At 68.9% G+C, this 23,756-nt stretch carries 22 protein-coding genes and 1 tRNA gene; 5 read left to right on the forward strand and 18 right to left on the reverse strand.

The features are described 5' to 3' along the window. Positions 1 to 87 precede the first annotated feature (87 nt). The 4 genes from OU416_RS10070 to OU416_RS10085 all read left to right on the forward strand — a co-directional run bounded on the left by OU416_RS10070 (position 88) and on the right by OU416_RS10085 (position 4,035). Positions 88 to 906: an alpha/beta fold hydrolase gene (locus OU416_RS10070; protein WP_270926609.1), complete on the forward strand. Its 819-nt coding sequence runs from the start codon at positions 88 to 90 to the stop codon at positions 904 to 906. Further along, positions 903 to 1,445, forward strand: coding sequence for a hypothetical protein (locus OU416_RS10075; protein ID WP_270926610.1), 543 nt, complete (start codon positions 903 to 905; stop codon positions 1,443 to 1,445). Before OU416_RS10070 ends, OU416_RS10075 begins: the two co-directional genes overlap by 4 nt. Then, positions 1,445 to 2,605: an MAB_1171c family putative transporter gene (locus OU416_RS10080; protein ID WP_270926611.1), complete on the forward strand. Its 1,161-nt coding sequence runs from the start codon at positions 1,445 to 1,447 to the stop codon at positions 2,603 to 2,605. Before OU416_RS10075 ends, OU416_RS10080 begins: the two co-directional genes overlap by 1 nt. A gap of 479 nt (positions 2,606 to 3,084) precedes the next feature. Further along, positions 3,085 to 4,035 carry a tyrosine-type recombinase/integrase gene (locus tag OU416_RS10085; protein WP_270926612.1) on the forward strand — a complete coding sequence of 317 codons (951 nt, stop codon included), beginning with the start codon at positions 3,085 to 3,087 and terminating at the stop codon, positions 4,033 to 4,035. Positions 4,036 to 4,392: 357 nt separating this feature from the next. Here OU416_RS10085 and OU416_RS10090 read toward each other — a convergent pair whose 3' ends face one another. From OU416_RS10090 to mftA, 14 genes are all read right to left on the reverse strand, one after another. Further along, positions 4,393 to 5,352, reverse strand: a complete 960-nt coding sequence (locus tag OU416_RS10090) for a tyrosine-type recombinase/integrase (RefSeq protein WP_270926613.1) — start codon at positions 5,350 to 5,352, stop codon at positions 4,393 to 4,395. 115 nt (positions 5,353 to 5,467) lie between these two features. Beyond that, positions 5,468 to 5,541 (reverse strand) — tRNA-Pro (locus OU416_RS10095). Positions 5,542 to 5,595: 54 nt separating this feature from the next. After that, positions 5,596 to 6,282, reverse strand: a complete 687-nt coding sequence (mftE, locus tag OU416_RS10100) for a mycofactocin biosynthesis peptidyl-dipeptidase MftE (protein ID WP_270926614.1) — start codon at positions 6,280 to 6,282, stop codon at positions 5,596 to 5,598. Continuing rightward, on the reverse strand, positions 6,279 to 7,616 hold the full coding sequence (gene mftF, locus OU416_RS10105; protein WP_270926615.1) for a mycofactocin biosynthesis glycosyltransferase MftF: 1,338 nt from the start codon (positions 7,614 to 7,616) through the stop codon (positions 6,279 to 6,281). The genes mftE and mftF overlap by 4 nt, the downstream gene beginning before the upstream one ends. After that, positions 7,613 to 8,395 (reverse strand): mycofactocin-coupled SDR family oxidoreductase, encoded by a 783-nt coding sequence (locus OU416_RS10110; protein ID WP_270926616.1) that lies wholly within the window; start codon positions 8,393 to 8,395, stop codon positions 7,613 to 7,615. Before OU416_RS10110 ends, mftF begins: the two co-directional genes overlap by 4 nt. Positions 8,396 to 8,441: 46 nt before the next feature. Next, on the reverse strand, positions 8,442 to 9,281 hold the full coding sequence (locus tag OU416_RS10115) for a mycofactocin-associated electron transfer flavoprotein beta subunit (RefSeq protein ID WP_270926617.1): 840 nt from the start codon (positions 9,279 to 9,281) through the stop codon (positions 8,442 to 8,444). A 1-nt stretch (position 9,282) separates the two neighbouring features. Continuing rightward, the gene (locus tag OU416_RS10120) at positions 9,283 to 9,570 is read right to left on the reverse strand and encodes a ferredoxin family protein (RefSeq protein WP_270926618.1); all 288 of its coding nucleotides are present in this window, start codon (positions 9,568 to 9,570) and stop codon (positions 9,283 to 9,285) included. A 9-nt stretch (positions 9,571 to 9,579) separates the two neighbouring features. After that, a complete protein-coding gene (locus OU416_RS10125) occupies positions 9,580 to 10,872 on the reverse strand; it encodes an FAD-dependent oxidoreductase (protein ID WP_270926619.1) in 1,293 nt (430 codons plus the stop codon). Continuing rightward, complete coding sequence (locus OU416_RS10130) at positions 10,865 to 11,803, reverse strand: mycofactocin-associated electron transfer flavoprotein alpha subunit (RefSeq protein WP_270926620.1); 939 nt, start codon at positions 11,801 to 11,803, stop codon at positions 10,865 to 10,867. The genes OU416_RS10125 and OU416_RS10130 overlap by 8 nt, the downstream gene beginning before the upstream one ends. Beyond that, positions 11,800 to 13,749 (reverse strand): mycofactocin system FadH/OYE family oxidoreductase 2, encoded by a 1,950-nt coding sequence (locus tag OU416_RS10135; RefSeq protein WP_270926621.1) that lies wholly within the window; start codon positions 13,747 to 13,749, stop codon positions 11,800 to 11,802. The genes OU416_RS10130 and OU416_RS10135 overlap by 4 nt, the downstream gene beginning before the upstream one ends. Then, positions 13,746 to 15,644, reverse strand: coding sequence for a mycofactocin system FadH/OYE family oxidoreductase 1 (locus OU416_RS10140; protein ID WP_270926622.1), 1,899 nt, complete (start codon positions 15,642 to 15,644; stop codon positions 13,746 to 13,748). The genes OU416_RS10135 and OU416_RS10140 overlap by 4 nt, the downstream gene beginning before the upstream one ends. Continuing rightward, entirely contained in the window at positions 15,641 to 16,828 is a 1,188-nt protein-coding gene (gene mftC, locus OU416_RS10145) for a mycofactocin radical SAM maturase (RefSeq protein WP_270926623.1), read from the reverse strand. Before mftC ends, OU416_RS10140 begins: the two co-directional genes overlap by 4 nt. A gap of 15 nt (positions 16,829 to 16,843) precedes the next feature. Next, the gene (gene mftB, locus OU416_RS10150) at positions 16,844 to 17,116 is read right to left on the reverse strand and encodes a mycofactocin biosynthesis chaperone MftB (RefSeq protein WP_270926624.1); all 273 of its coding nucleotides are present in this window, start codon (positions 17,114 to 17,116) and stop codon (positions 16,844 to 16,846) included. Continuing rightward, the gene (gene mftA / locus OU416_RS10155; RefSeq protein WP_093149417.1) at positions 17,116 to 17,217 is read right to left on the reverse strand and encodes a mycofactocin precursor MftA; all 102 of its coding nucleotides are present in this window, start codon (positions 17,215 to 17,217) and stop codon (positions 17,116 to 17,118) included. The genes mftB and mftA overlap by 1 nt, the downstream gene beginning before the upstream one ends. An 86-nt stretch (positions 17,218 to 17,303) precedes the next feature. Here mftA and mftR point away from each other — a divergent pair, with 86 nt between their 5' ends. Beyond that, on the forward strand, positions 17,304 to 18,182 hold the full coding sequence (gene mftR / locus OU416_RS10160) for a mycofactocin system transcriptional regulator (RefSeq protein WP_333779630.1): 879 nt from the start codon (positions 17,304 to 17,306) through the stop codon (positions 18,180 to 18,182). 54 nt (positions 18,183 to 18,236) lie between these two features. Here the strand turns inward: mftR and OU416_RS10165 are convergent, their stop codons facing one another. The 4 genes from OU416_RS10165 to OU416_RS10180 all read right to left on the reverse strand — a co-directional run bounded on the left by OU416_RS10165 (position 18,237) and on the right by OU416_RS10180 (position 23,666). Further along, positions 18,237 to 19,364, reverse strand: coding sequence for an NDMA-dependent alcohol dehydrogenase (locus OU416_RS10165; RefSeq protein ID WP_270926625.1), 1,128 nt, complete (start codon positions 19,362 to 19,364; stop codon positions 18,237 to 18,239). A gap of 555 nt (positions 19,365 to 19,919) precedes the next feature. Then, positions 19,920 to 20,825 carry a universal stress protein gene (locus OU416_RS10170; protein ID WP_270926626.1) on the reverse strand — a complete coding sequence of 302 codons (906 nt, stop codon included), beginning with the start codon at positions 20,823 to 20,825 and terminating at the stop codon, positions 19,920 to 19,922. Between the two features lie 78 nt (positions 20,826 to 20,903). Next, positions 20,904 to 22,625, reverse strand: a complete 1,722-nt coding sequence (locus OU416_RS10175) for a TIGR03767 family metallophosphoesterase (protein WP_270926715.1) — start codon at positions 22,623 to 22,625, stop codon at positions 20,904 to 20,906. Between the two features lie 216 nt (positions 22,626 to 22,841). Next, positions 22,842 to 23,666 carry an oxygenase MpaB family protein gene (locus tag OU416_RS10180; protein ID WP_270926627.1) on the reverse strand — a complete coding sequence of 275 codons (825 nt, stop codon included), beginning with the start codon at positions 23,664 to 23,666 and terminating at the stop codon, positions 22,842 to 22,844. Positions 23,667 to 23,756 lie beyond the last annotated feature (90 nt).

Below are 23,756 nucleotides of genomic sequence, written 5' to 3' on the forward strand. Positions count from 1 at the left end.
AAGTCTCCTCGCTCGGCGATTCGGGATGCAGAATCGAACGCTGAACAGTCAATGTGGATGAACACCACTTGAGTGGAGGAGCTGCACGTGGCGACGCACGGAACGATCGCAACCGACGGGGCCCAGCTGTACTACGAAGTGCATGGAGACGGCCCGCCGATGCTGATCATCCAGGGCGGGCTCAGCGAAGCCGGCGCCACCCAGCAGCTAGCCGACAAGCTCTCCGACCGATACCAAGTCATCAGCTACGACCGACGCGGACTGTCCCGCAGCACAGCCGTCGACAACTCGGCACCGGTCACGATCGCCACCCACGCCGACGACGCGGCCGCCATACTGGGCGCGGTAACTTCCCAACCCGCCTTCGTGGTGGGCCCCAGCATCGGCGCCGTGATCGGCCTGGACCTCGCTGTCCGGTATCCCGGACGTGTAGCGCGGCTGATCGCCCATGAGCCGCCGATGCCATCGCTGGTCCAAGATCCCGATCAGGAGGCAGGCCTCGACGAGGTCGCCGCACTCGCCTACGACGACGTCGGCGCCGCGATCCGGCGCTTCGCGGCACTGGGCGGTCATCGATCCGAATCCCAAGAGCCTGAAGCAAGCCCGGCGCCACCTGTCGGCGACATCCGGGCGAACCTGCAGTGGTTCTTCGACCACGACTTCAGCGCTGTGCGAGCCGCCACCTTCGATGTCGACCGCTTGCTGGCGTTGCCCCAGCCCCCGCAGATCATTCCTACCGGCGGCGAAGAATCGCGTGGACACTGGGAGTACCGCTGTGCCGAACAACTGGCACGTGAATTGGGCAGCGCGCTCGTTGAGATGCCTGGCGGCCACAACGGCTTTGTCAGCCATCCCCGTGCTGCAGCAGCCCTGCTTGACCGTCTTCTGACCGAGCTTGCCCCATGAAGCGCGAGACCAGAGCTTGGCGCAATGACGAGCAGCTGCGCCGCGGAGTACGGCAGCTGCTGCGCGAACTCGAACTCGACGCACCACTCGATGTTCGCCTGCTGTGCAGGCGCCTGGCTGAGCACCGGGGGCGACCGATCAAACTCCACCCCTACCCACTGCCCGCCCCCGGGATTTTCGGGCTATGGATCGGCACCGAAGACGCCGACTACATCCTGTACCAGCGTGACACTACGGTCGCGCACCAGGAACACATCATCCTGCACGAAATCGGCCACATCATCAGCGGCCACAGCAGCGACGAGAACGACGATGACATCTGGACACAGCTCTTTCCCGACATCCCGCCGGAGATGGTGCGTCGAGCGCTTCGACGGGACGGCTACGAGCCCGCCTTCGAACGCGAAGCCGAGATGGTGGCCACGGTCATCAAGGAGTGGGCGACCCTGCTGGACCGCTTGAAGATCTCCCCAGATCGCAAGACCGATGCCGCCCGTCGGGTGCGAGGCGCGTTCGACGACCATCAGGGGTGGCTGTGATGCTGATTCCCAACATCCTTATGTGGTCCGCGGCCACGATCGCGGCAGCATGGAAGCTCTCGCAACTCGCACGCGCACCACACGACCGAGGTCTCCGGGTTGTCACGATCTGCACGTTCCTCGTGTTCGTCGCGCTCTCAGCCCAGCTTGCCGTCACCATCCCAGGCGTAGCCGACGAAGCACCCGCCCAGTCACCGAAGCTCATCCAGAACGTCATCCTCACCTTCTTCTTCGCACTGCTGATCGTGCTTCTGCAATCCAGCGCCACCCCCACAACCGTGGGAACGCGCGGCTGGTTCGAGATCGTGATCGCCGTGCTGACCGGTGGCGCCCTGGTGGTCACTTTCGCCGTGAGCACCCCCGGAGATCGTGGCGCCGCCTACGAACAGGCCGGTGAAAACCCAGAAGTGCTGGCGTTCTACCTCATTGGCAACGCCTACATGAGCTACGCGACCGCTCGCGGGGCCTACCTCGCATGGACTTGTTCCAACCACACTCGATCACGGGCTCGCCTCGGCCTGCGCGTCGCCGCGGCCGGGCTGGCCGTGAACTGCCTCGGCACGCATCTTCCACGAGTTCTGTCGACGTCCGGGCGCCTCGTCTTCGAGAAGGACCCGATCCCCGGCACCGCCACCTGGACAACACCGATCTTGACGATCGGTATCGTCGCGTTCTTCCTCGGAATCGGCTATCCCGGTGCACGCACCGGGATAGTAAAAGCTCGCCTGTGGTTTGAGATGCGCCGCCACTACCGTCAACTGCGCCCGCTCTGGGAAGCGCTGTACAGCCAGTTCCCCAGCATCGCGCTGTTCCCTCCGACCAGATCGCGGCGGGAGGCGTTCCTGGTGCGCAACGTGCGGCTGCGCTACTACCGTCGTGTCATCGAGATTCGGGATGGGCTCGTCTGCCTGAGCCCCTACATCGCCGAACCAGTCGACTCCACCAAGTCCATAGATCAACAAGCAGAGCTGATCCGCGCCGGCCTGGCCCGGAGCGCCGAGGGAAACCAGGTTTCCGTTACCTCCGTCATCGCCGCACCGGGCGCCGCAGGCATGGAAGCCGACTCCCAACAGCTCCTCGCACTCTCCCGCGCCTTCAGTAGAACCGCCAGCACGGATGCACCTCCTGCTCCCGCCGACCTCGCCAGCTCCGCGGACTAGCGCGAACTCCACATCAGCTCTGGAGCAGACGATGCCGATCTGCACTCCCCGGGAATCACGCAGGTCACCGCCTCAATCGATCGTCAAGTATAGGCGACAATCACTCATACGGGTCAGCTTTGCTTGACGACGACCTCCCGCCTCTCTACGCTGGTGCAACAGGGTTGACTTCCCAAACCTTCCACTGAGCAGGCCCGATTAGGCACAGGCTCGGAACTAGATCCAGCCGCCAACGAGAGACAAGTGCGCCCGCACCTCACGCGCGAAGCGGATCATGACTCCAAGTTGGCAGCGAATGTCCATTTAGGATCTTCAACGTCCTATGTGGGTGGACTTTCGGGGGATGCCTACCATGAAGATCAAACCAGCGAACCGCAAACGCCGCGTAGATCACGAAACTACTTTGCGTCGCCCAAAAGGGGATGCTAGGGCGATCACGGCTCATACGTCCGCCGGGTTGCATGGTAGGCGGTGAACCGATGGATCTAGACCGTTTGACATCAGGACTTCCACTCGCCTGGCACCACCTCATCATCGACTGGGATCGAAGCTTGCGATCCTCAGGGCGACCTGAAACAACGCGCTACAACTACCTTCTCGCCGCAGTCCAGCTCGCGAAATTCCTAGATGATCGAGGTTCCGACTACGGATTCGCTGCGGCCAGCCAGGACCCGGTTGAGACGAGACGAGCGCACATAGAGGAGTTCCAGGCATGGATGATCGAGACCCGGTCAGCATCGACCGCACTGAACAAGCACAAGGCCCTGCAGCAGTTCTTCAAGTGGCTCTCCGAAGATGAAGAGGAACTCGACTCTTCGCCGATGCAGCACATCAGGCAGCCAACCAAACCCACGAAACTGATCCCCCTGATCGATAGCCAGGAAACTAAGATGGTGCTCGAAACCTGCAATCGAAAGACGTTCTCCGGCGTACGCGACGAGGCGATCATTCGAATATATTGCGGCACGGGAGCACGGCTTGCGGAGGTCGCCAACCTGGCCACCGATGACATCGATATGACGACAGACTCAGTCGTACTACACGGGAAGGGAGGCAAGATTCGACGCGTTCGATTCGGCCCGAAGACTGCGCGCGCGGTGAGCCGCTACCTGCGGTTCAGAAGCAAACATCGAGGAGCAGACTTGCCGAACCTCTGGTTGGCGGAACGTGGCGGTGCGCCTCTCCTTGCCAACGGAATCAAGATCATGCTCCGAAGGCGAGGCAAACGGGCCGGGATCGCCGGCGTCCACGCCCACCGATGGCGGCACAACTACGCCCACGAATGGAAGCGCGCCGGTGGCGACACCGGTGACCTGATGCTGCTACTCGGATGGAGCTCCGATGCGATGGCCCGGCACTACGGCGCCAGCGCAGCAGCGGAGCGCGCCCAGGAGACCCAACTACGGATGGGAATCGGAGAAGATGTCTAGCCAGCAGGGGATGACCCCGTCACAACGCAGCCGTCGAGCCCGGGTTGCTGCACACGCGTCCTGGGCCAGGACAACTGATCGAACAGCTCGGACGCAACCAGGAACCCGGGCTTTTCTTGCACGTTTCGAGAATCAGGTCGATCCGGATGGAAAGCTCGATCCTAACGAACGAGCGCGTCGGGCCTTCCACGCACGTATGGCATACATGCTCTCGCTCGCTGAGCGTTCAGCAACAGTACGACGAAGGAAGCTGGGCACGCAGGAAGGCCGGGTTTGAGCAGAGAGAAGACTCTTCTGTTTAGGTGGCGGGGCTGGCGAAGCTAAAGGCACGCCAGCCCCGTCCTATACCTGCCTAGCTCAGACGTTGTCACCGATCCCCATGCGCGCCTGAGTCTCCTGCGCGCGCTCAGCTGCTGCGCTGGCACCGTAATGCCGCGGCATCGCGTCGGAGGCCCATCCGAGCAGCAACATCAGGTCGCCGGTGTCGCCACCCGCGAGCTTCCATTCATGGGCGAAGGTGTGGCGCCACTGGTGCGCATGCAACCCGGTTAGCCCCGCTCGGTTGCCGAGCCGCTTGAGGCGAATCTTGATTCCGTTCCCGCGAAGAGGCTCTGCTCCCCGATCCGACAGCCACAGCTCGGGCAGGCCAGCTGCTTTGCGCTTCGCCCGTGCTCGCAGGTAGCGGCTCAGCGCTCTAGCGGTCCGGGCGCCGATGCGCACGCGGCGCATCTTGGCACCCTTGCCGTCGAACGTCACCGACTCAGTCTTCAGATCGACATCGTCCACCTTCAGGTTGGCGACCTCCGAGAGCCTCGCGCCGGTGTTGCAGAACAGGCGGATGATCGCCTCGTCGCGCAGACTGAGAAAGTCCTTGCCCTTGCAGGCCTCCAGCAGTCGCGTAGTCGCCTCGGATTCGATCACCGGGACGAGCTTGGTCGGCGCCTTGGGCAACCGGACACGCTCCATCGGCGAACGATCGATCTCCTCCTCATCGAACATCAGCCACTTGAAGAACTGCTGCAGGGCCTTGTGCTTGTTCACCGCAGTAGCTGCCGAGCGAGTCTCGATCATCCAGGCCTGGAACGCTTCGACATGAGCCTTCGTGACTTCGGCAGGGTCTTCAGAGGCCTCTGCGGCGTCAGGATCAGGTGAGTGCTCCGCGAGGTAGCGGGCCAGCTGCGCGGCGGCGAGGAGATAGTTGTAGCGAGTGGTCTCCGGACGGTTGGCGGACCGCAGGCTGCGGTCCCAGTCCCGCAGGTAGCCTGCCCAGGTCACCGAGAGGCCGTCGGTGAGTCTTTCAAGATCCATCAGGGGCATTTCGAATCTCCGAAGTCAAGGTGTCGACAAGCGGCGTGCTTGACTCCGAAGAACGAGTCTTGATCAAAAAGAGAGGGTCTCCGCAGGCTTTGACCTGCGAAGACCCTCTACACCGTCGGGATGACAGGATTTGAACCTGCGACCCCTTGACCCCCAGTCAAGTGCGCTACCAAGCTGCGCTACATCCCGACTCACCTCTTGGGGTGTGCAGATAGCTTACCGCACCTCCGAACGGGCGATCATCTACCCCCCTCGTTCGGTGTTTTCGCAGGTCCAAGCGTCGACGGTCGCGGTCAGGGCACGGGTCCAGGCCGTCAGCAGCCGCTCCCCTTCCGCCGCGGTCGCTCCGCGCGGGTCGCCGAGGACTCCGCTGGGCGTCACCGCCGCCAGGCCCTTCTCCCGGAGGGTGGGGAGGATGTCCGGGAGCGGGGTCGTCGTACCCCGTTCCGCGCGGTCGAGGCGGACCGCCGCCGGGCGCAGGGCCAGCATCACCGATGTTTCGGTGCGGCCCGCGTGGGTGTCGTCGGGTCTGCCCGGTGGTGACCAGGCGCGGACTCGACGGCCTTCCGCGCGCAGGGTTCGCAGTGCTCGACCGAGTGGTTCGGCGTTGCCTCCGTGGGCCGAGACCAGGAGCACTCCGGCGTACGCGTCGGCTGAGCGGACCAGTTCGAGGACGAGCAGTTCCACCGCTCGCTGGCCGATCGACAGGGTTCCCGGGAAGTCCGCGTGCTCGCCGCTGGAGCCGTAGGCCACCGGTGGGCCTACCAGGACCGGGCGCTGCTCGGCCAGGCGTTCGCACAGCGCCACCGCGATCTCGGTGTCGACGGTGAAGGGCAGGTGGGGGCCGTGCTGCTCGGTCGCTCCCAGCGGCACCGCCAGCAGGGCCGGTTCGGTGAGGTCGGGCCAGGTCAGATCCGCCAGGTCCGTCATGACCGCTCCGTCGGGACGCTGCTGCGGCCGCCGACGTCGGACAGGACCGGCAGCAGCGGTGTTGCGGTGCGGGTTCGGAGCGCGCCGCAGAGCACTCCGCAGCCGTAGGCCGTGTCGTCGGCGAGGCGGGCCAGAGTCCAGCGGGCCGGGTCCAGCGGTGGGCGCTCGCGGGTCCAGTCCAGCAGGTGTCGCAGTGCCACCGCCGTCAGGATGCGGCGGCCGCTGCGGCTCGACCCGAGCAGGGGGATCGCGAGCGGTGCCCAGGGCCTGCCGATGGCGTCGGCCAGGTAGCGGCCCGCGCCGAGCGTCCCGAGAGCCGTCAGGCGCAGCGATTCCTCCACCGGCACTCCGGTCTTGCCCAGCTTGCGGGCCAGGAGAGCCGCGGCGCCGGCGGTGACGGCCAGTGCCGGGCCGATTCGGCGGGTGCTGAGCAAAGCCCAGGCGGCGGCACTCCACAGCGACGTCCGGACCGGGGCGACCGCAGTGCCGTGGCGGGTGGCGAGCGGGCCAGCCGATGTTCCGTAGCTGAAGCGCTGGCGGAGCAGGGCTGTCCAGGTTCGGCGCGGTCGGTGGTGCACGGTGGATGCCGGTTCGTAGCGGACCTGGTGGTGCTGGGCCAGGCGCCAGATCAGGTCGACGTCTTCGCCGAAGCGCAGCTCCTCGTCGAATCCGCCCGCTTCGCGGAGCACCTCAGCGCGGACCACCAGGGCCGCCGTGGGCACGTAGCTGATCCGGCTTCCCGGTTGCACCAGGCCTGGCTGGTCACCGAGGTCCAGCGGAGATCTCGCGGTCTCGTAGCGGTCGAGCGCACTGCTGCCGGGGATGCTGCGGACGCGGGGCGCCACCGCCGCCACGTCGGGGTCCTCGAAGTGGCGGAGCAGCGGTTCGAGCCAGCCGGGTTCTGCCTCGACGTCGGCGTCCAGGAAGGCCACCAGCGGTGTGGTGACCAGCCGCAGGCCCGAGTTCCGGGCCGCCGCCGGACCGCGCGGCACCTCGTGCCGGACCGATGCGCCCGGTATCGGGTGCCTCGATCCGTCGTCCACGACGATCGACGAGTCCGGTGCTCGGTGGTGGTCGTCGCGCACTGGAAGAACCACGGTCACGTCTTCGGACCGGAACCGGGACCGCTTGTAGCCGGGGTGCGCCATGCCTGCGCCGACCAGGCGTTTCGCGAGCGCTGCGCCCGTGGTCACCGGTTCGCCCGCGAACCACTGGCCGACCAGGCGCGCTCCCGCCGCGCTCAGCCGCAGCACGCGGAACGGTGAGCCGCCCGCCAGGGTTCGGCCGCCGGCGAAGCGGCGGAGACCGGGATCGGGCACCAGCCGGAGGGTCATGCGGTGAAACCTCCGTCGGCGTGCACCACGGTTCCGGTGATCGCCGAGGACTGCTCACCGCACAGCCAGCACACCGCCGCTGCGACCTCCTCGGGTTCCAGGATCCGCTCGACGAGCTGGTGCCGGCTGAACTCCTCGACGTCGGGCAGGTCGTAGTAGGCCGCGGTGGCGGTGAGCATGTCGGTGCGGGTCGAGCCGGGCGAGACCGCGGTGGCGGCGATCCCGGTGCCGCGCAGGTCGGTGGCCAGGCCTCTGATCAGGCCGACCACGGCGTGCTTGGCGGCGTTGTACCCGGCGAGGTGGTACAGCCCGCGGTGCGCGGCCGACGAGGCCAGCGCGACGAAGCGTCCGGAGCGAGGTTCGGGTTGTTGCAGCATCTTCGGCACGGCGGCGCGGGCCAGGTTCGCCACGCCGCGGACACCGACGTCGAACAACGCGTTCCACTGGTCGTCGGTGGTCTCCCAGAGCGGTTCGCCACCTGCCATGACCGCGGCCGCTGCGACTGCCGCGTCGACTCCGCCGAACTCGGTCTCGGCCACTTCGACGGCGCGCCGGACGGCCGCGTCGTCCCGGACGTCGGCGACCACGTCGCGGACCGAATCCGGCCACCGCTCGGCCAGTTCTCGCAGCTGTGCGCGGGTACCGAGCGGATACGAGGCGCCGGGGAGCTCGGCGCAGATGTCGACGGCGACCACGCGCCAGCCCTCGGTGGCCAGCTGCCGGACCACAGCGGCTCCGATCCCGCGCGCCGCACCGGTGACGATCGCGACCCGGTTCATGACCTACCCGCCTCTCCGCGACGCACACCGGCGGTCGCGTTGCTGCTCATGACTGCTCCGCTTCGAGGTAGCCGTGGCGGTGCAGGTACTCCAGGAGGGCGTCGACAGCCTCCGGTGCTGAAAGCGGGCCGATGATCGTCGGCGGGGTGCGCTCGACGAGCGCGCCGGTCAGCTCCAGGATTCGGCGGTGCGCGGTCGATGCGGTCGGCGGCGGGAGTTCTCGCGGGCGTGGGCGGCGCGGGCGGGCGGAAGCCCTCGGTCCCGGACGCGTTTCGAACGGCACCGAGTGGATCGGAGCGCGTTGAGCGGCCAGCACGGCGGGCAAGCTCGCCCGCCGCAGGCGGGTGCCGCCTTCCACGGAGACGACTGCGGGGGTCGGCAGGCGTAGAACCTCGCGGCGGCCGCCGTCCAAGCGCCGGTGGGCGAGGATCGTGCGGCCCTCGGTCTCGAGCTTGACGACGCCGAGCGCCTGCGCGGCGCCTAGGCGTGCGGCGATGAACGCCGGAGTCGTGCCGGTTGCGCCGTCTGACGATCTGTCGCCGCACAGCACCAGATCGGGGGTTGTGCTCAGCGCGGTGGTGATCGCCCGAGCGGTTTCAGCGCCGTTGGAGGCCAGCCAGTGGGCGTCGGGTGCGGTGTCGCGCTCCACTCGGATCGCCTCGTGCGCTCCAGCCGCCAACGCCGTTCGCAGCACCTCGTCCGCCTCCGGCGGCCCAACCGTCACTGCCACCACGCGCGCGTCCAGTTCGTCAGCGAGCCTGAGCGCGTGCTCCAGCGCAGCGAGCTCGGCGGCGTTTGCACCTCGGTGATCGGTGGCGAGGGCTCCGGTCAGCGGGTCGACCTCGATCCGCTGCCACGACCAGCTCAGCGCTGCGACGATCTGCATGTCAGCCCTTCCGGAACACGACGCCGTGCCCGCCGTCGGGGTAGGTCCAGGTGATGGCGCCCGCCGAGTTGCAGAGCTGGTAGCAGGTGCCGCACTCGAAGCACTGCTCGTAGTTGAACAGGATTCCGCCGTCGTCGGTGGGCACGAACAGCTTCGCCGGGCACGCCGGCACGCACGCCCTGGTGGTGCAGGAGCGGCAGATCTCGGTGTCGACCGTGATGTGCGGGCGGTCGCCTACGTCGAACTCGACCGTGGACATCCGGTCCGCGAAGGACATCTCGTGGTGCATGTTCGCTCCTCACCCGAAGGTCCGGAATCCCGCCCAAGCGTCCGCGGCGAGTTCGCGCAGGCGAATGCCGTGCCGGGCGGCCGTGCGGCGGAACAGCTTGCGCAGACCCGGTTTCGGCTCCGGGTTGCGGACGGTGAAGACCTCCTGGGCCAGGTCGCAGAGCAGCTTCGGGTACTGGCGCTGAACCCGCTCGGAGAGCACGAGGCCCGGTGCGCGCTGCAGGTTCTTGTGGTCGGTGAGCACGAAGCCGTCCTGCAGCCGCTTGCGGTAGCCGGTCAGGTCCCGGCTCCCGGCAGCGATCGCTTCAGCTGCCGCGCGACCCGCCGCCAGCCCGGAACCGATGGCGAAGTTGACGCCCTCCAACCAGATTCCGGCAGCCAGGCACATCGCCGCTGCGTCGCCCGCCACGAGCATGCCATCGGTGCTCAGCGGCGGCATGCTGCGGTAGCCGCCTTCGGGGATCAGGTGCGCCGAGTACTCCTTGAGCTCGGCGCCGCGCAGGTAAGGGGCGATCCCGGGGTGGGCTTTGAAGTCGGCGAGCACGTCTTCGGGGCGGCGGCCCGATTCGGCCAGCCCGGTCAGCGACAGCACGACGCCGATGCTGATCGTCTCCTTGTTGGTGTAGACGAACCCGCCACCTGGGATGTCCCCGGTGCAGCCGAGGACTTCGAGGTCCGCGCCTTCGTCGCCGCGCAGGCCGAACCGCTCCTCGATGCTCTTCCGCGGCAGCGCGAGGGTCTCCTTGACACCGAGGGTGTGGTGCGCGGCGTCGGTCGTGGGCAGCAGCCCGGCTTGCTTGGCGAGGAACGAGTTGACGCCGTCGCAGGCGATGACCACCTCGGCGCGGAGGTCGCCGTCCGGGCGGTCGGTGCGCACACCGACCACGCGCCCGCCGTCGCGCAGCAGCTCGGTGGCCACGGTCGAGGTCACCAACTGCGCTCCGGCCTCCACCGCCTTGCCCGCGAGCCAGGAGTCGAAGTCGGCGCGGTGGGTGGTCATGCCGTTGTGGGGAGCGCTCGCCCAGTCCTGGGTGCGGAAGTCGATGGTCAGCGCCTGGGTGCCGGTCAGGACCATCGTGCTGCGGCGGGTGACCCAGCGCTGCACCGGCACCTCTTCCCACCAGTTCGGCAGGACCTCGTCGAGGACCCGCCCGTAGACGACTCCGCCGTAGACGTTCTTGGCGCCGGGGAACGGGCCGCGTTCCAGCAGGACGACGCTGCGACCGGCGCGGGCCAGCTCCAGCGCGGCCGCCGAGCCGGCGGGGCCCGCGCCGACCACCACCGCGTCCACCCGCTCACTCATCGGCTGCTCCGTTCAGTCGGCGGGCGAGTTCGCGCAGGACCTCGGGCGCGTCGGCGACGATGCCGAGGTCGGCCATCGCCGTCATCGGGCAGGAAGGATCGGTGTTCACGCTGATCACGTGCTCAGGCCTGCCGAGCCCGCCGACGTGCTGTGCCGCGCCCGAGATGCCGAGCGCGATGTACAGGGCCGGGTCGACGACCACTCCGGTGGTGCCGATCTGGCGGTCGTGTCCTGCCCACCCGGCATCGGTGACGACCCTGGTCGCACCGGCCGACGCGCCGAGCGCGGCGGCGACTCCGGTGAGCGTGCGCATCACCGCGGCGCCGTCCTCGCCTGCCCGGACCAGGCCGGCGCCAGCGCCGAGGATCCGCTCGGCTTCGGTGAGTTCGACGGTTTCCGGGTCCGGGTCGAGGACCTGCACGGTCTCGGCGTCCCGGACGTCCTCGGGCAGCGCCACCGGCAGCTCCACCGGTTCGGGGATCGGCACCGGCTCGGGCACGCCGCGTGCGTTCGGTTGGAGCGTCACCACGACCGGGCCGTTGAGCTCGACCTCCACGGCCAGCCGGTCATCCGCCCGGGACAGCTCGACGTGCGTGGCGGTGCACCGGGCAGCACCGGCGAACAGCTGCCTGTCCGCGCGAAAAGCCAGTCTCGCGGCGAGATCGCGACCGTCGGGCGATGCTGGAAGCAGCACCACCGGGACACTGCGCAGCACCGGTGCGAGTGCTGCGGCCAACGCGCCGAACGCGACTCGCGGGACCTCGCTCGTCCAGACCCTCCGCGCAGCGGTCAGTCCGAGGGCAGCCGCCCGGGTGCCCGTCCCGACCAGCAGGACCGCTCCCCCGGATTCGGCGACCGCTTCGTCGGCGCCGCTGGGCAGCACCGCGTCGCGCACGACCACGACGGCCAGCACATCGGGAAGCCCGGTCACAAGCCCACCGCCAAACGATGTCCTTCGACGACTGCGGCGTGCGCGCGGCGCGGGGCGACGCAGTCACCGATCCGGTGAACCGCGAACGACGCGTCCTTCAGCTCGTGCCACAGCTCGTCCTCAGGTGCCTGATGAACTGCGCAGACGACCCAGTCGAAGCGTTCCTCGGTCATGTTCCCGGTGGTGTGCTTGAGGATCTGCAGGCCGACCCCGCCGGCTTCGGCGGTCGCGGACATCACGACCTCGTCGGTGCGCTGCCCGATGTCCTTCGCGTGCGCCCGGATGTTGAAGGTCTCCATGTCCAGGGTCACGCCCAGGTCCTGGCAGACCACCATGCCCGGCGTGGTGATCTGCACCCGGCAGCCTCGGTCGGCCAGCAGTTCAGCGACCGAAGCGGCCTGGTGGAAGCCGAGTTCGTCGACCACGAGCACATCGCCCTCGGGCACCGCGCGGCCTTCCAGCACATCGCGGACGTCCACGACTCGTTCCGCCCCGCCGGCCCAGTGGACGGGCTGCGGACGAGCACCGGTGGCCAGCACCACCACGTCGGGTTGCTCGCAGCGCAGCATCTCGGCGGTGGCCGCCGCGTTGGTCTTGATGTCCACGCCGAAGCGCTCGCACTCGGCCCGGAGGTTGCGCACCACGTCGAGGAACTCGGCCCTGCTGGGCACGGTGGCCGCGACCGCGACCTGACCGCCGGTGGACGGTTCCCGCTCGAACAGGGTCACGTGGTGGCCGCGCTCGGCGGCGGTCGCCGCTGCTTGCAGACCAGCCGGACCGCCACCGACCACGAGCACCCGCTTGCGCAGGAGCGGCATCGGCAGCGGCGTGGACTCGCGCCCCGCGCGAGGGTTCTCGATGCAGCCCAGCCAGCGGTTCAGGCCCATCCGCCCGACGCACTCCTGGTTGCAGGAAAGGCAGGTCCGGATGTCGCTGCGGTGCCCCGAACGGGCCTTTCCCGCGAAGTCCGGGTCCGCGATCTGCCCGCGCACCACGCCGACCAGGTCGCAGTGCCCCTCCTCCAGCGCGCGCTCGGCCTGCAGCGGATCCTTGATCCGGCCGACGCCGACCACCGGCAGGTCCACCGCGCGGCGGATCGCGTTGGAGATGAACAGCGCGTACCCGGGCGGGATCGTCATGGACGCCTCGATCATGTAGAGCGTGGAGGTGGCCACGCCGATCGAGGTGTTGATGTAGTCGACCTTCCCGGTGGCCTCGACCATCCGCGCGACCTCGACGGCCTCGTCGATGGTGGTGCCGCCCTCGATCAGCTCGTCGCCGCACAGCCGGACGCCCAGCGCCCGGTCCGGGCCGATCGCCTCCCGGACGACGTCGATGATCTCCAGCAGGATGCGGGCCCGGTTGGCCAGCGGACCGCCGTAGGCGTCGGTACGCACGTTCGTCGCCGGGGACAGGAATCCGCGCACGATCGAGGAGTGCGAGCACTGCAGCTCGACACCGTCGAAGCCGCCTTCCGCGCAATGCCCGGCCACGATGCCGTAACCGGCCACGACCTCGGCGATCTCGTGCACGTCGACCGCCTTGGGCACCTCGCGGAACATCGGGTCGGGCACCGCCGACGGCGCCCACACCGGCAGCCTCGAGTACATCGAGGACGCCTGCCCGCCGTTGTGGTTGAGCTGCGCGAGGATCGGGATGTCGTGGGCGTGGACGGCCTCGGTGATCCGCCGGTACCCGGGCACCACCTCGGGCCGGAAGCCGTGGATCAGCTTCTCGTAGGGCCAGTCGGTCGGGTGGGTGGAGTGCTCCTCGGTGATGATCAGCCCGGCGCCACCAGCGGCGCGGGCCGCGTAGTAGGCGGCGTGCTGGTCGGTCGGCACTCCGTCCTGGGCGTAGTTCGTCAGGTGCGCGGAGAACACGATCCGGTTCCGGACGGTCACCGGCCCGATCCGCAGCGGTGAGAACAGGTAGCGGTGTTCGCTCATCTCGCGCCCTCCAGCGCGGTGATCCGGTGCGCGGCGCGACGGCCTTCGAGGATCGCTTCGTGAATCGTGCGGGGTGCCACGCAGTCCCCGGCGCGCAGCGCTCCGGCCGGTTCCGGGTTCGGCAGGCGGTGTCCGCAGTGGACGACCACCGCGCAAGGCGCGTCGCGACGCTGTGCGGTGAAAACGTCCTCGAGCACCACGTGGCCGGGGTGGACCTCGCGCAGCAGCGAGCGCTTCTCCAGGCGCACACCGGCGCGCTGCAGGCGGCCGTTGGCGTCGGCGAGGTCCCCGGTCAGGGCGAGCTGCGTGCCGACGACCTGGTCCTGGGTGACGATGGCGGTTTCCCTCCCCCGCTCGGCGAGCAGCTCGGCGACACCGACGCCCACCGCATCGCCGATCGGGTCGAACACCACGACAGGCCCGTCCGGCAGCCGATCGTGCGCCAGCACTTCGGTGACGTCGACGATCGTGCCGCCGAAGTCCTCGTAGGCGCGCAGCCCCGGCACCGAGCCGGTCGCGATCACCACATCCCGGCTGGTCAGGTCCGCTTCGGCGCCGAGAGTGACGCGCACGCCGAGTCGGCGCACCTCCGCCTCGAGCCAGTCCGCGAGCCGCTGCAGTCGCGCACGACCACCGACTTTCGCGGCGAGCAGCAACGACCCGCCCAGCTCGTCGCCTCGCTCGACGATCTCCACCGAATGCCCGTTCAGCGCCAGTACGCGCGCTGCTTCCATCCCGGCCGGGCCGCCCCCGACGACGAGCACGTCGCGCGATGGCGCAGGAGCACCGGCCTCCTCGGTTCCCTCGTGCCCGCTGAAGGGCTCGCCGATGCACGAGACGATCGGGTTGCGGTTGTCCCGCACCCGGCACTTCTGGTTGCACAGCACGCAAGGCCTGACCTGCTCAGGACGACCAGAGCGCACCAGCTCGACCAGCTGCGGCTCGGCGATCTGCGCCCGCGTCATCTCGACCAGGTCCGCGATGCCGTCGTCCAAAACCCACTGCGCCTGACCCGGGTCCACGACGCTGCCCTGCAGGACGACCTGGGGCGGATGTTCCCCGGTGCGAACCGCTTCGCGGATCTGGCGGCAGAGGTCGATGTTGAAGCCCGGTTCGGTGTGCAGGTCCGGGCGGGTCGCCGAGGTCGCCATCGCCGAACCGCGCACCACCACCAGGTAGTCGATCCGGTCGGCGACCGCCCGTGCGATCCCGGTGGCCTGCTCCGGGGTGATGCCCGCCCACGGAGCGAGCTCGTCGCAGGACAGCCGCAGGCCCACGACAGCTCCCCCGGCCGCTTCCCGGACCGCGACGAGCACCTCGCGCAACAACCGCCCCCGGTCCTCGCCGTAGGCGTCGGAGCGCTGGTTGGTGAGCCCGGAGAGGAACTGCCGCAGCAGGGAGAACTGCCCGGCCTCCAGCTCCACCCCGTGCAATCCGGCGCGCACGGCCGAACTCGCCGCAGCGGCGAACCCGGCCACCAGCGCGTCGATCTGATCCTGCCCGACCTCCATCGGCAGCTCACGGCTGACCACGTCCGGCACCCGCGACGGCGCCCACAACGCCTGCTGGGAGAAGGCCGAGGACCCCTGAGAGCCAGCGTGCCCGAGACCGGCGAGAACGATCGCACCGTGCGGTCGGCACGCCTCGGCGACCGCCGCCCACCCCGGGGCGCACTCAGCGGCCAGCGGCGCACGCTCGTAGGGCCAGTCCGAGGCGTGGACGCTGGCCGTCTCGGTGACGATCACACCGGCGCCGCCGGCCGCCCGCGCCCGGTAGTAGGCGACGTGGCGGTCCGAGATGACCCGCCCCCGACCCAGGTTCGTCTCGTGCGGCCCGAACAGCACCCGCGACGGTGCTTCGGCAGAACCGAGCCGCACGCCTTCCGCGAGGCTCATGCACCGGCCGCCAGCGGACTGGAATCGCAAGGCTTGGCCGGAACCGGCGGCAACCCCAAGCTCACCTTGCGCCGCGAGGACCGGGAGTGGTCCTGCGACGGCTTCGGCAGACCGCCCCTGTCCACAACGGACAACGCCGTTTCACCGTGGCCCTTGACGCATTCCGGGTCGGGACCGTCGAGCGGGAGGCCGGTGAAGAACTTCGCCGCCATGCAACCGCCCTGGCAGGCGTCGAACGCCGAGCAGGACCGGCACGCGCCACCCGACTGCGGCCGGCGCAGTTCGGTGAACAGCTCCGACTCCCGCCACACCCGCGCGAACCCACCCGCGTCGCGGACGTTGCCGGCCTTGAACACGTCGTGGATCGCGAACGGGCAGGCGTAGACGTCGCCCACCGGGTCGATCAAGCACACCACCCGGCCCGCGCCGCACAGGTTCAACCCCGGCAGCGGAGTGGAGCCCAGCGCGTTGAGGTGGAAGAACGAATCGCCGGTGAGCACGCGATCGCCGTGCTCGACCAGCCAGGCGTAGATCTCGTGCTGCTGGGCATCGGTCGGGTGCAGCTCGTCCCACACGTCCGCGCCGCGCCCCGACGGCCGCAACCGCGTGATCCGCAACTGCGCGCCGAACTCATCGGCGATGGCCAGGAAGTCGTCCAGCTGCGCGACGTTCTGCCTGGTCATCACGACCGAGATCTTGAAGTCCCGCATACCGGCGTCCGAGAGGTTCCGCAACGCCCGCATCGCCATGTCGAACGATCCCGGCCCGCGGACCGCGTCGTTGACCTCCCTCGTGGCACCGTCCAGCGAGATCTGCACGTCCACGTAGTCGGTGGCCGCGAGCTGCTCGGCCCGCGCGCGGTCGATCCGCAGGCCGTTGGTGGAGAACTTCACCCCCACCTGGTGCTCGACGGCGTAGTCCAGCAGCTCCCAGAAGTCCGGGCGCACCGTCGGCTCACCACCGCCGACGTTGACGTAGAACACCTGCATCCGCTGCAGCTCGTCGATCACCGCCTTCATCTCCGCGGTGCTCAGCTCCCGCGGATCACGCCTGCCCGAGGAGGACAGGCAGTGCTCGCACGCGAGGTTGCAGGCGTAAGTCCACTCCCAGGTCAGGCAGATCGGGGCATCCAGCCCGCCCTTGAACTGCTCGACCAGGGAGGGCACCGGTTCCACCGCAGTCACGTCGTCTCCACTCCGTCAACGGGGCCGGATCATGTCCGAGGCGGCCAGCGAGGCCAGCGCCCGCCGGAACTGCGGCCGGCGCTCCTGCGGCACGGCCAGCAGCGCGTCCTCGACGCTGGTGTGCTCGCCCAGCCCGCGCACCAGCTCCACCAGCTCGGGGACCTTCAAGAACGACAACTTCCGGTTGCCGAAGTGGTACGCGAGCGCCCCGAACGGCTCGGGGCGCAGCGCGACCTGCGGATTCAACCGGTAGCCCAGGCTCGTGTCGAACTCCGCCGCGGTGGTCATCAGTAGACCCCGCACATCCCGTCGATCGAGACCTCCTCGACGAGCAGCTCCTCCTCGACGACCGGCTCGGTGGTTCCCGCTTCGACCTGTTCCTCAGCCATGGGATGCTCCTGTCGACGTTGACCGATCCACCGCCGACACCGTATTTGCACCCGGTGCAGATTTGGAAGACCTGGAGCAGGACCTCTTGGGAAGCAACACCGTTGGAGCAACCGCGCGAAGCGGTGGACGACGGAGGGTGACCAGCGCCGCCGAGCTGGAGCAGGTGGCCTTCGACCTCTTCGACGAGCAGGGTTTCGAGAACACCACGGTCGCCGACATCGCCAGGGCCGCGGGCATCGCGCGCCGGACGTTCTTCCACTACTTCCCGTCCAAGAACGACGTCCCGTGGGGCGACTTCGGCGCCGAGCTGACCCGGCTGCGCGCCGATCTGCACGCCGCCCCCAGCGGAGTTCCGCTGATGGACAACATCCGGCACTGCCTGGTCGAGTTCAACCGGGTACCGCCGGAGCGGGTTCCGGCGCACCGGCGGCGGATGCGGCTGATCCTCGGCGTCCCCGCGCTGCAAGCCCACTCGACCTTGCGCTTCCACGCCTGGCGGCAGGTCATCGCCGAGTTCGTCGGCGAACGAACCGGACAGCCCGCCGACGCGCTCGCTCCCCAGACCATCGCGCACGCGACGCTCGGCGTGGCGCTCGCGGCCTACGAGCGGTGGCTGGACCGATCCGATGCCGAACTCACCGAACTGCTGGACGCGGCGATGCGCGAGCTGGCCGCCGGATTCTCCGGCACCGGCCCGCTCCAGCGCGAGCAGCCGGCCGCGGCGGAGACGAGACGTCAGGAGACTGGGATGCCCACCGGAGAATCCGCCGCGCAGACCGAGCTCACCCCGCGGATCGGCAAGGTCGCGCGCCGCGAGCTGGCCGTCCACGGGTTCACCCGGTACGCCCAGCTCGCGGACGTGACCGCGGCGGACCTGCTGAAGATCCACGGCGTGGGCCCCAAGGCGATTCGGATCCTCGGGGAGGAGCTCGCCGAGCAGGGGCTGTCCTTCGCCGACTCCTGAGCCGAACCGGTTCGCGGGGCCGGACACCGCGAGGTGGCACCCGGCCCCAGCGGCTCAGTAGTCGGTTTCGTCGTAGACCACGACTCCGCGCAAGTTCTTGCCGTCGAGCAGGTCCTGGTACCCGGTGTTGATCTCCTCCAGCCGGTAGGTGTTGGTCACCAGCTCGTCCAGCTTCAGCGTGCCGTGCCGGTAGAGCTCCAGCAGTCGCGGGATCTGAGTGCGCGGGCTGACCCCGCCGAAGATCGCGCCCTGCACCCGCTTCTGCAGCAGGGTCAGCTCGAAGAGGTTGAGCTTGGCGTCGAGCTGCGCGTGGTGGCCCATGCCCGTGACCACCACCTGGCCGCCCTTGGCCGTCATCGACACCGCCGGCTGCAGGTGCTCGCCGGTGGTGTCCCCGATCGTCAGGATCACCGTGTTCGCGTTCTGCCCCCAGGTCAGCTCCGAAACCGCTCCGGCGGCCTCCTCCATCGAGGCGAAGGCGTGGGTCGCGCCCAGTTCCAACGCCTTCTGCCGCTTGAACTCCACCGGGTCTACGGCCACCACGTACCGCGCCCCGGCCGCTGCCGCGCCCTGCACCGAGTTGATGCCGACCCCGCCGATGCCGACCACGACCACCGTGTCCCCGGCCCGCGTCCCGCCGATCTCGGTCGCCGATCCCCAGCCGGTGGACACGCCGCACCCCAGCAGCGCGGCCTTGTCCAGCGGGATGTCGTCCTCGATCTTGATGACCGAGGCCTGGTTGACCGTCACGTGCGGCGCGAAGGTGCCCAGCAGGCACATCGACACGACCGGTTCGCCCCGGTAGGTCGTCCGGTAGGTGCCGTCGGAGATCGCCCGCCCGGTCAGCAGCCCCGCACCGGCGTCGCAGAGGTTCTGCATGCCGCGGGCGCACGGGCGGCAGGTGCCGCAGCCGGGGATGAAGGCCAGCACGACGTGGTCGCCCTCCTGCAGCCCGGCGACCTCGGGCCCGACCTTCGTGACCACGCCCGCCCCCTCGTGGCCGCCCACGACCGGGTAGAACGCCGCGGGACTGGCACCGGTCCGCAGGTGCTCGTCGGAGTGGCACAGCCCCGATGCCGCCAGCCGCACCTGCACCTCACCGGCGACGGGGTCTCCCAGCTCGATCTCATCGACCTCCCAGTTCTCGCCCGGGCCGTGCAGCAGAGCAGCCTTGGTCTTCATATCCACTCCTCGTCGAATGGGCACCGAAGGACGTATGGCTTCCCGAGCATGGGAAGCCGGATGATCTCAGTCAAGGGCCCGGTTCCGACCGCTCACCCGGGATCCGGCGCCGCCGACTCCGGCGGTCCTCGCCCAGCCGAACGGGAAGCAACCACAGTTGATCGCCGATTGCGTTTCAGCGCAACCGATTTCTCCCGGCAGAACCGATCAGAAACATGAAACCCACTACTGGCCAACGAAAAGCGAAACAACCTCAGCCTTGATCACCTCATCGGGCGACCATTATTTGCTCGAATCCACGTTCGATCCCTGCAACACTGGTGGCACGCCAGCGGAACACGGTCGACCACCTCACGGTCGAAAGTGGACCGTTAAATCCATTGCCATGACGGGCGAATCAATTTCCTTCATTTCGCGCACGATTCGCCTGCGAGCTGCGCCGTTCAGAGGTGAACAGCTCGCACCCCGAGGAGAAGGAGCACGACCATGTTGTCGAAGTACCAGTGGAACGCGATCGATCAGGTCTCGACGATGTACATCCACCCCATCGCCTGCTCACGCCGGACCAGCCGGTTCGGGCACGCGGACGATCAGCACCGGACATGGCGAGTGGTGCAGCAGCTTGTGGCTCGTGGAGCCCAGGTGCGCCCCCGCAACACCACCCCGGCCGCGTGCGCCCACGACCGCGAGCTGCGCCTCCCGCGCCCGCGAGAGCAGCTCGGTCGTCGGCGTACCGCGCCCGACGAACCTGAGCACCTCGACGTCCGGGTAGCGCTCGCCCCAACCGGCGAGCACTTCCGCGACGAAGCGCACCGCGGTGTCCCCGACGACATCGCTGGGCAGCCGCGAACGCAACCACTTCAGGTCGAGGCCGACCACTTCCCAGGTGTGCACCACGTGCAGCGGGACGCCCCAGTCCGCCGCGGCGGCGAAGGCCTGCGCCAGCACCGGCTCGGCGGAGAGGTCATCGTCGATGCCGGCGAGCACCGGACCGGCGACCGGGAAGCTGAGCGGGTCGCCGGTGTCCGGCACGACCGCGACGGAGCACTTCGCGTGCGCCGCGATCTTCACGGCGACCGACCCGGCGAGCAGCCCGGTGAACCCTCCGAAGCCGCGGTCACCCACCACGACCAGGTCGGCGGTGCGGGACTCGTCGATCAGCACCGGCACGGGCGAGCCGGCGCAGGCCGCCGTGTCCACCGCGACCTCCGGCGCCTGCTCCCGCGCCGCACCCGCGGCCACGTCCAGGCAGCGCGCGACCTGATCGCGCACCTGTTCGCGGTGCTCCTTCGGCCAGTGCAGGCCGGGCAGCTCAGGCAGCACGGGTGTGGTGGTGGGGTCCGCGTAGACGATCCGCAACCCGGATCTCCGCCGAACCGCCTCGCGCGCTGCCCAGCGAGCGGCGTTGAGCGCCACGGCGGAGCCGTCGACCCCGGCCACCACACGTCCGAACCCACTCATCCCAGCCCTCCCAGCACCGCTCAGGACGACAGCACCAGGGTGGGTGACTTCGCCGGACCTCGCCCGGTGGAGCCGGGGCTACCGGGTCGGCATGCGGCCGGGCACCAGCAGCTCGGTGTTGCGGTCGCCGAGCCCGCCGAGCTGGGCCAGGTCGGTGTGCGGGTTGTTGAAGGACAGCTCCCGGTAGAGGGAGGCGAGCGCGTCCGGGGACCTGTCGTCGTAGTCGGCCTGATAGGGGCTGTCGGCTTCGATGAGCGTGGTGAACAGCGACAGCGTGCCGTCCTCGTTGTCCACCAGTTCGATGATCCTGGCCAGCTGCGGGAAGTCCACGTGGGACGCGGTGTTGATCTCCCAGAACCCGCAGGCCGGGTCGTCGGCGTGGTGCGGGGTGATGGTGTTGCGGTGCGTGTGCCCGTTGACCCAGGCCAGCACGTTCGGGAAGCGCTTGAGCAGCCGCACCACCGAGGCGCCGTTCTTGCGGATCTCGCCGGGTCGGCGGAAGTCCGGCAGCAGTGCGGTCATCGTGCCGCTGGTGTGGTGGCTGAACAGGATGAACAGCTCGTCGGTGACCGACTGCTGCTGCTTGCGGCCGAGTCCGTCGTAGTACACCGAGCTGCCCGCGGTGAGCGTCTTCTCCAGCCAGCGGAACTGGGCCAGCCCGAGCGATCCCTCGGCGAAGCCCGCGGTGTTGGTGCTGTCCAGGCTGATGCCGGTCACGCCGGGTGCGATCGGGAAGGTGTAGTACGGCTCGTCGTGGTCCTCGCCGAAGCCGTGACCGACCGGGCCGGGGCCGGTGTTGGCCGGATCCCGGTGCGCCTGGATGAAGTCCTCGGTGTTGAACGGCCGACGCCGCTCGTCGGGAGTGACGGTGCGGATCAGCCCGGTGCTGGTGGCCATCACGTTGGCCGTCCGCTGCTGGCTGCGGCCCTCCATGAGGGCCACGATCTCGCGCTTCTCCCGCTCGTCCCGGCCGATGATCTTGTGCGAGCCGGTGTACCAGTCGACCAGCCCTGGGATCAGCTCGTCCGGCACCGTTCCGACGACGCTGTTGTCGTGGTTGCCGAACACCGCGTACCAGGGCATGCGCAACCCCGGGCTGTCGAAGGGCTGGAGCGCGTCACCGAGCAGCCCGGGCAGCACCGGGTACCCGAGTTCGCGGAACCGGTCCGAGACGCCACCGTCGGGGTGCCAGTACAGCGGGTTGCCGGAGTCCTGCACGCCCTCGTAGGCGGTCCGGTCACCGGTGTTCGGCGTGACCCGGCCACCGTTGAGCACGCCGAAGTACCAGTCGAGCTCGGCGAGTTCGTGGTTGTCGGTGCTGTCCCCGGTGGTGATCATGAAGTCGATCGGGCGTCCGGTCACCGGCGCTCCGGGCAGCGAGTTCACCCGGCGCACGAGGTGAGCCGCACCGAGCGAGGTGAGCGTTTCCTGCGGGCGGTGCGCACCGCCGGCCAGCGGGTGGACGTACTCGAAGCGGGCCGGGCTCTGCGCGTCCACCACGTGCAGGTCGGTGAACTGGGTGAACGCGACCACCGGAACCCGGCGGTCGACTCGGTCCGTCCTGCCCACCACCAGGTCGGTGCGGACCACCTGCGGCCACCCCGGGCCTGTCGTGAGCCGCCGATAGCCCTCCCCGGCTTCCGGCTGCGCCACGGCTTGCAGCGTGGTGCCCGCGCTGTACGCCAGCTGAGGCCTCGCGCCCCTCCCGAACGACGGTGTCGCGCTCAGCAACCCGCTGCCGAGTACGGCTCCGGTGATGCCGGCTGCCCGGAGAAAGCCACGCCTGTTGATCCCTGCCATGTCGGTTCCCAGCCCATCCGCCCTGATCATCGAACTGATCAGAAAATCTTTCATGTTTGATGGGCGCAGTCCACCCCCAGACAGGTGACGAGCTCACGAACAACTGGCAACACCACGGAACGTCCACAGTGGCCAATGCGGCAGCGCTTCCCGGATTGCGACCGCGCGAGTGGTGATCATCCGTACGGTCGCCACCCGAGCTGGCCTGACCGCCGATCAGACCAACGGGCGACCGGTGCGGATCCGGCGGCGGAGATCCCAGAGGATCAGGTTGTACGGGAACTGCCGCAGCACGGGCGGCGAGTGCCGGACGATCGCGGCGACCACCGCCATCAACCGGTCGAAGCGGCGCTGATCCCGGGCGGTCCAGGGCAGGCGCATCTCCGCCCGGAACGGCTCGGGCAGGAATCCGGCCGTGACGAACCTGTTGAAGCGGCCGAGCAGCACCGACACCGGACGGGGAAGCCAGGTCAGCATCGTCACGTCGAGGAGGTACTCCCGCACCGCGTCGTCGATGGCGATCCGGCCCAGAGATTCGGTCCAGTACTGCTCGAACGCGGCCCGATCGCTCGGCCACGCCTCGGGCGGCACCTGCAACGTCGTGCCCAGCGCCGCGGCATCGCGGTAGAACGCCTCGGCGGTCTCCGCATCGGGCTCACCGAAGAAGAGGAGGTGGAGGTCTTCGAACCCCTTGAACAAGCACGCTGCGACCCACAACTGGAGATCGGGGTCGAAGGCGTTGTAGGCGACCGGACTGGAGTCGGTGGAGCGCACCTGGGCGTGGGCGCGGTTGACGCCGCGCCGGAACAGCTCGCGCTCGCGCGCGGTTCCCATCGTGGCGACGGCGATGTAGGCCAGGGTGGTGCGGGTCCGCTTGATCGGGTGCCGGAACAGCTGACCGCTCTCCACCCGGCTCTCGACCACGCCGTAGCCCACCCCGGGCCTGGCCAGCTGCATGATCACGTTCGCGTTGCCCGCGAGGAGCCCAGCCCCGGTCACCGCGTTCCGGACCCGGGTGGTCGTGTCCGCCGAAGCCGTCACCGTCCGCCGCCCTCCGCACCGAGACAAATTCTGCACACGGCCGTTTCCAGTTAGGGAACCAGCGATCTCGCGGATCTGTCAAGATTGTGC

The organism is Saccharopolyspora indica (genome assembly GCF_027853965.1).
GTDB lineage: Bacteria > Actinomycetota > Actinomycetes > Mycobacteriales > Pseudonocardiaceae > Saccharopolyspora > Saccharopolyspora indica.

Coding starts and splice junctions, on each gene's coding strand:
- OU416_RS10110 (WP_270926616.1), bottom strand. CDS start 8,395: ATGAACCGGGTCGCGATCGTCACCGGTGCGGCGCGCGGGATCGGAGCC.
- OU416_RS10165 (WP_270926625.1), bottom strand. CDS start 19,364: ATGAAGACCAAGGCTGCTCTGCTGCACGGCCCGGGCGAGAACTGGGAG.
- OU416_RS10120 (WP_270926618.1), bottom strand. CDS start 9,570: ATGCACCACGAGATGTCCTTCGCGGACCGGATGTCCACGGTCGAGTTC.
- OU416_RS10080 (WP_270926611.1), top strand. CDS start 1,445: ATGCTGATTCCCAACATCCTTATGTGGTCCGCGGCCACGATCGCGGCA.
- mftE (WP_270926614.1), bottom strand. CDS start 6,282: ATGACGGACCTGGCGGATCTGACCTGGCCCGACCTCACCGAACCGGCC.
- OU416_RS10135 (WP_270926621.1), bottom strand. CDS start 13,749: ATGAGCGAACACCGCTACCTGTTCTCACCGCTGCGGATCGGGCCGGTG.
- OU416_RS10125 (WP_270926619.1), bottom strand. CDS start 10,872: ATGAGTGAGCGGGTGGACGCGGTGGTGGTCGGCGCGGGCCCCGCCGGC.
- OU416_RS10085 (WP_270926612.1), top strand. CDS start 3,085: ATGGATCTAGACCGTTTGACATCAGGACTTCCACTCGCCTGGCACCAC.
- OU416_RS10170 (WP_270926626.1), bottom strand. CDS start 20,825: ATGAGTGGGTTCGGACGTGTGGTGGCCGGGGTCGACGGCTCCGCCGTG.
- OU416_RS10140 (WP_270926622.1), bottom strand. CDS start 15,644: ATGAGCCTCGCGGAAGGCGTGCGGCTCGGTTCTGCCGAAGCACCGTCG.
- OU416_RS10075 (WP_270926610.1), top strand. CDS start 903: ATGAAGCGCGAGACCAGAGCTTGGCGCAATGACGAGCAGCTGCGCCGC.
- mftA (WP_093149417.1), bottom strand. CDS start 17,217: ATGGCTGAGGAACAGGTCGAAGCGGGAACCACCGAGCCGGTCGTCGAG.
- OU416_RS10090 (WP_270926613.1), bottom strand. CDS start 5,352: ATGCCCCTGATGGATCTTGAAAGACTCACCGACGGCCTCTCGGTGACC.
- OU416_RS10115 (WP_270926617.1), bottom strand. CDS start 9,281: ATGCAGATCGTCGCAGCGCTGAGCTGGTCGTGGCAGCGGATCGAGGTC.
- mftF (WP_270926615.1), bottom strand. CDS start 7,616: ATGACCCTCCGGCTGGTGCCCGATCCCGGTCTCCGCCGCTTCGCCGGC.
- mftB (WP_270926624.1), bottom strand. CDS start 17,116: ATGACCACCGCGGCGGAGTTCGACACGAGCCTGGGCTACCGGTTGAAT.
- OU416_RS10175 (WP_270926715.1), bottom strand. CDS start 22,625: ATGGCAGGGATCAACAGGCGTGGCTTTCTCCGGGCAGCCGGCATCACC.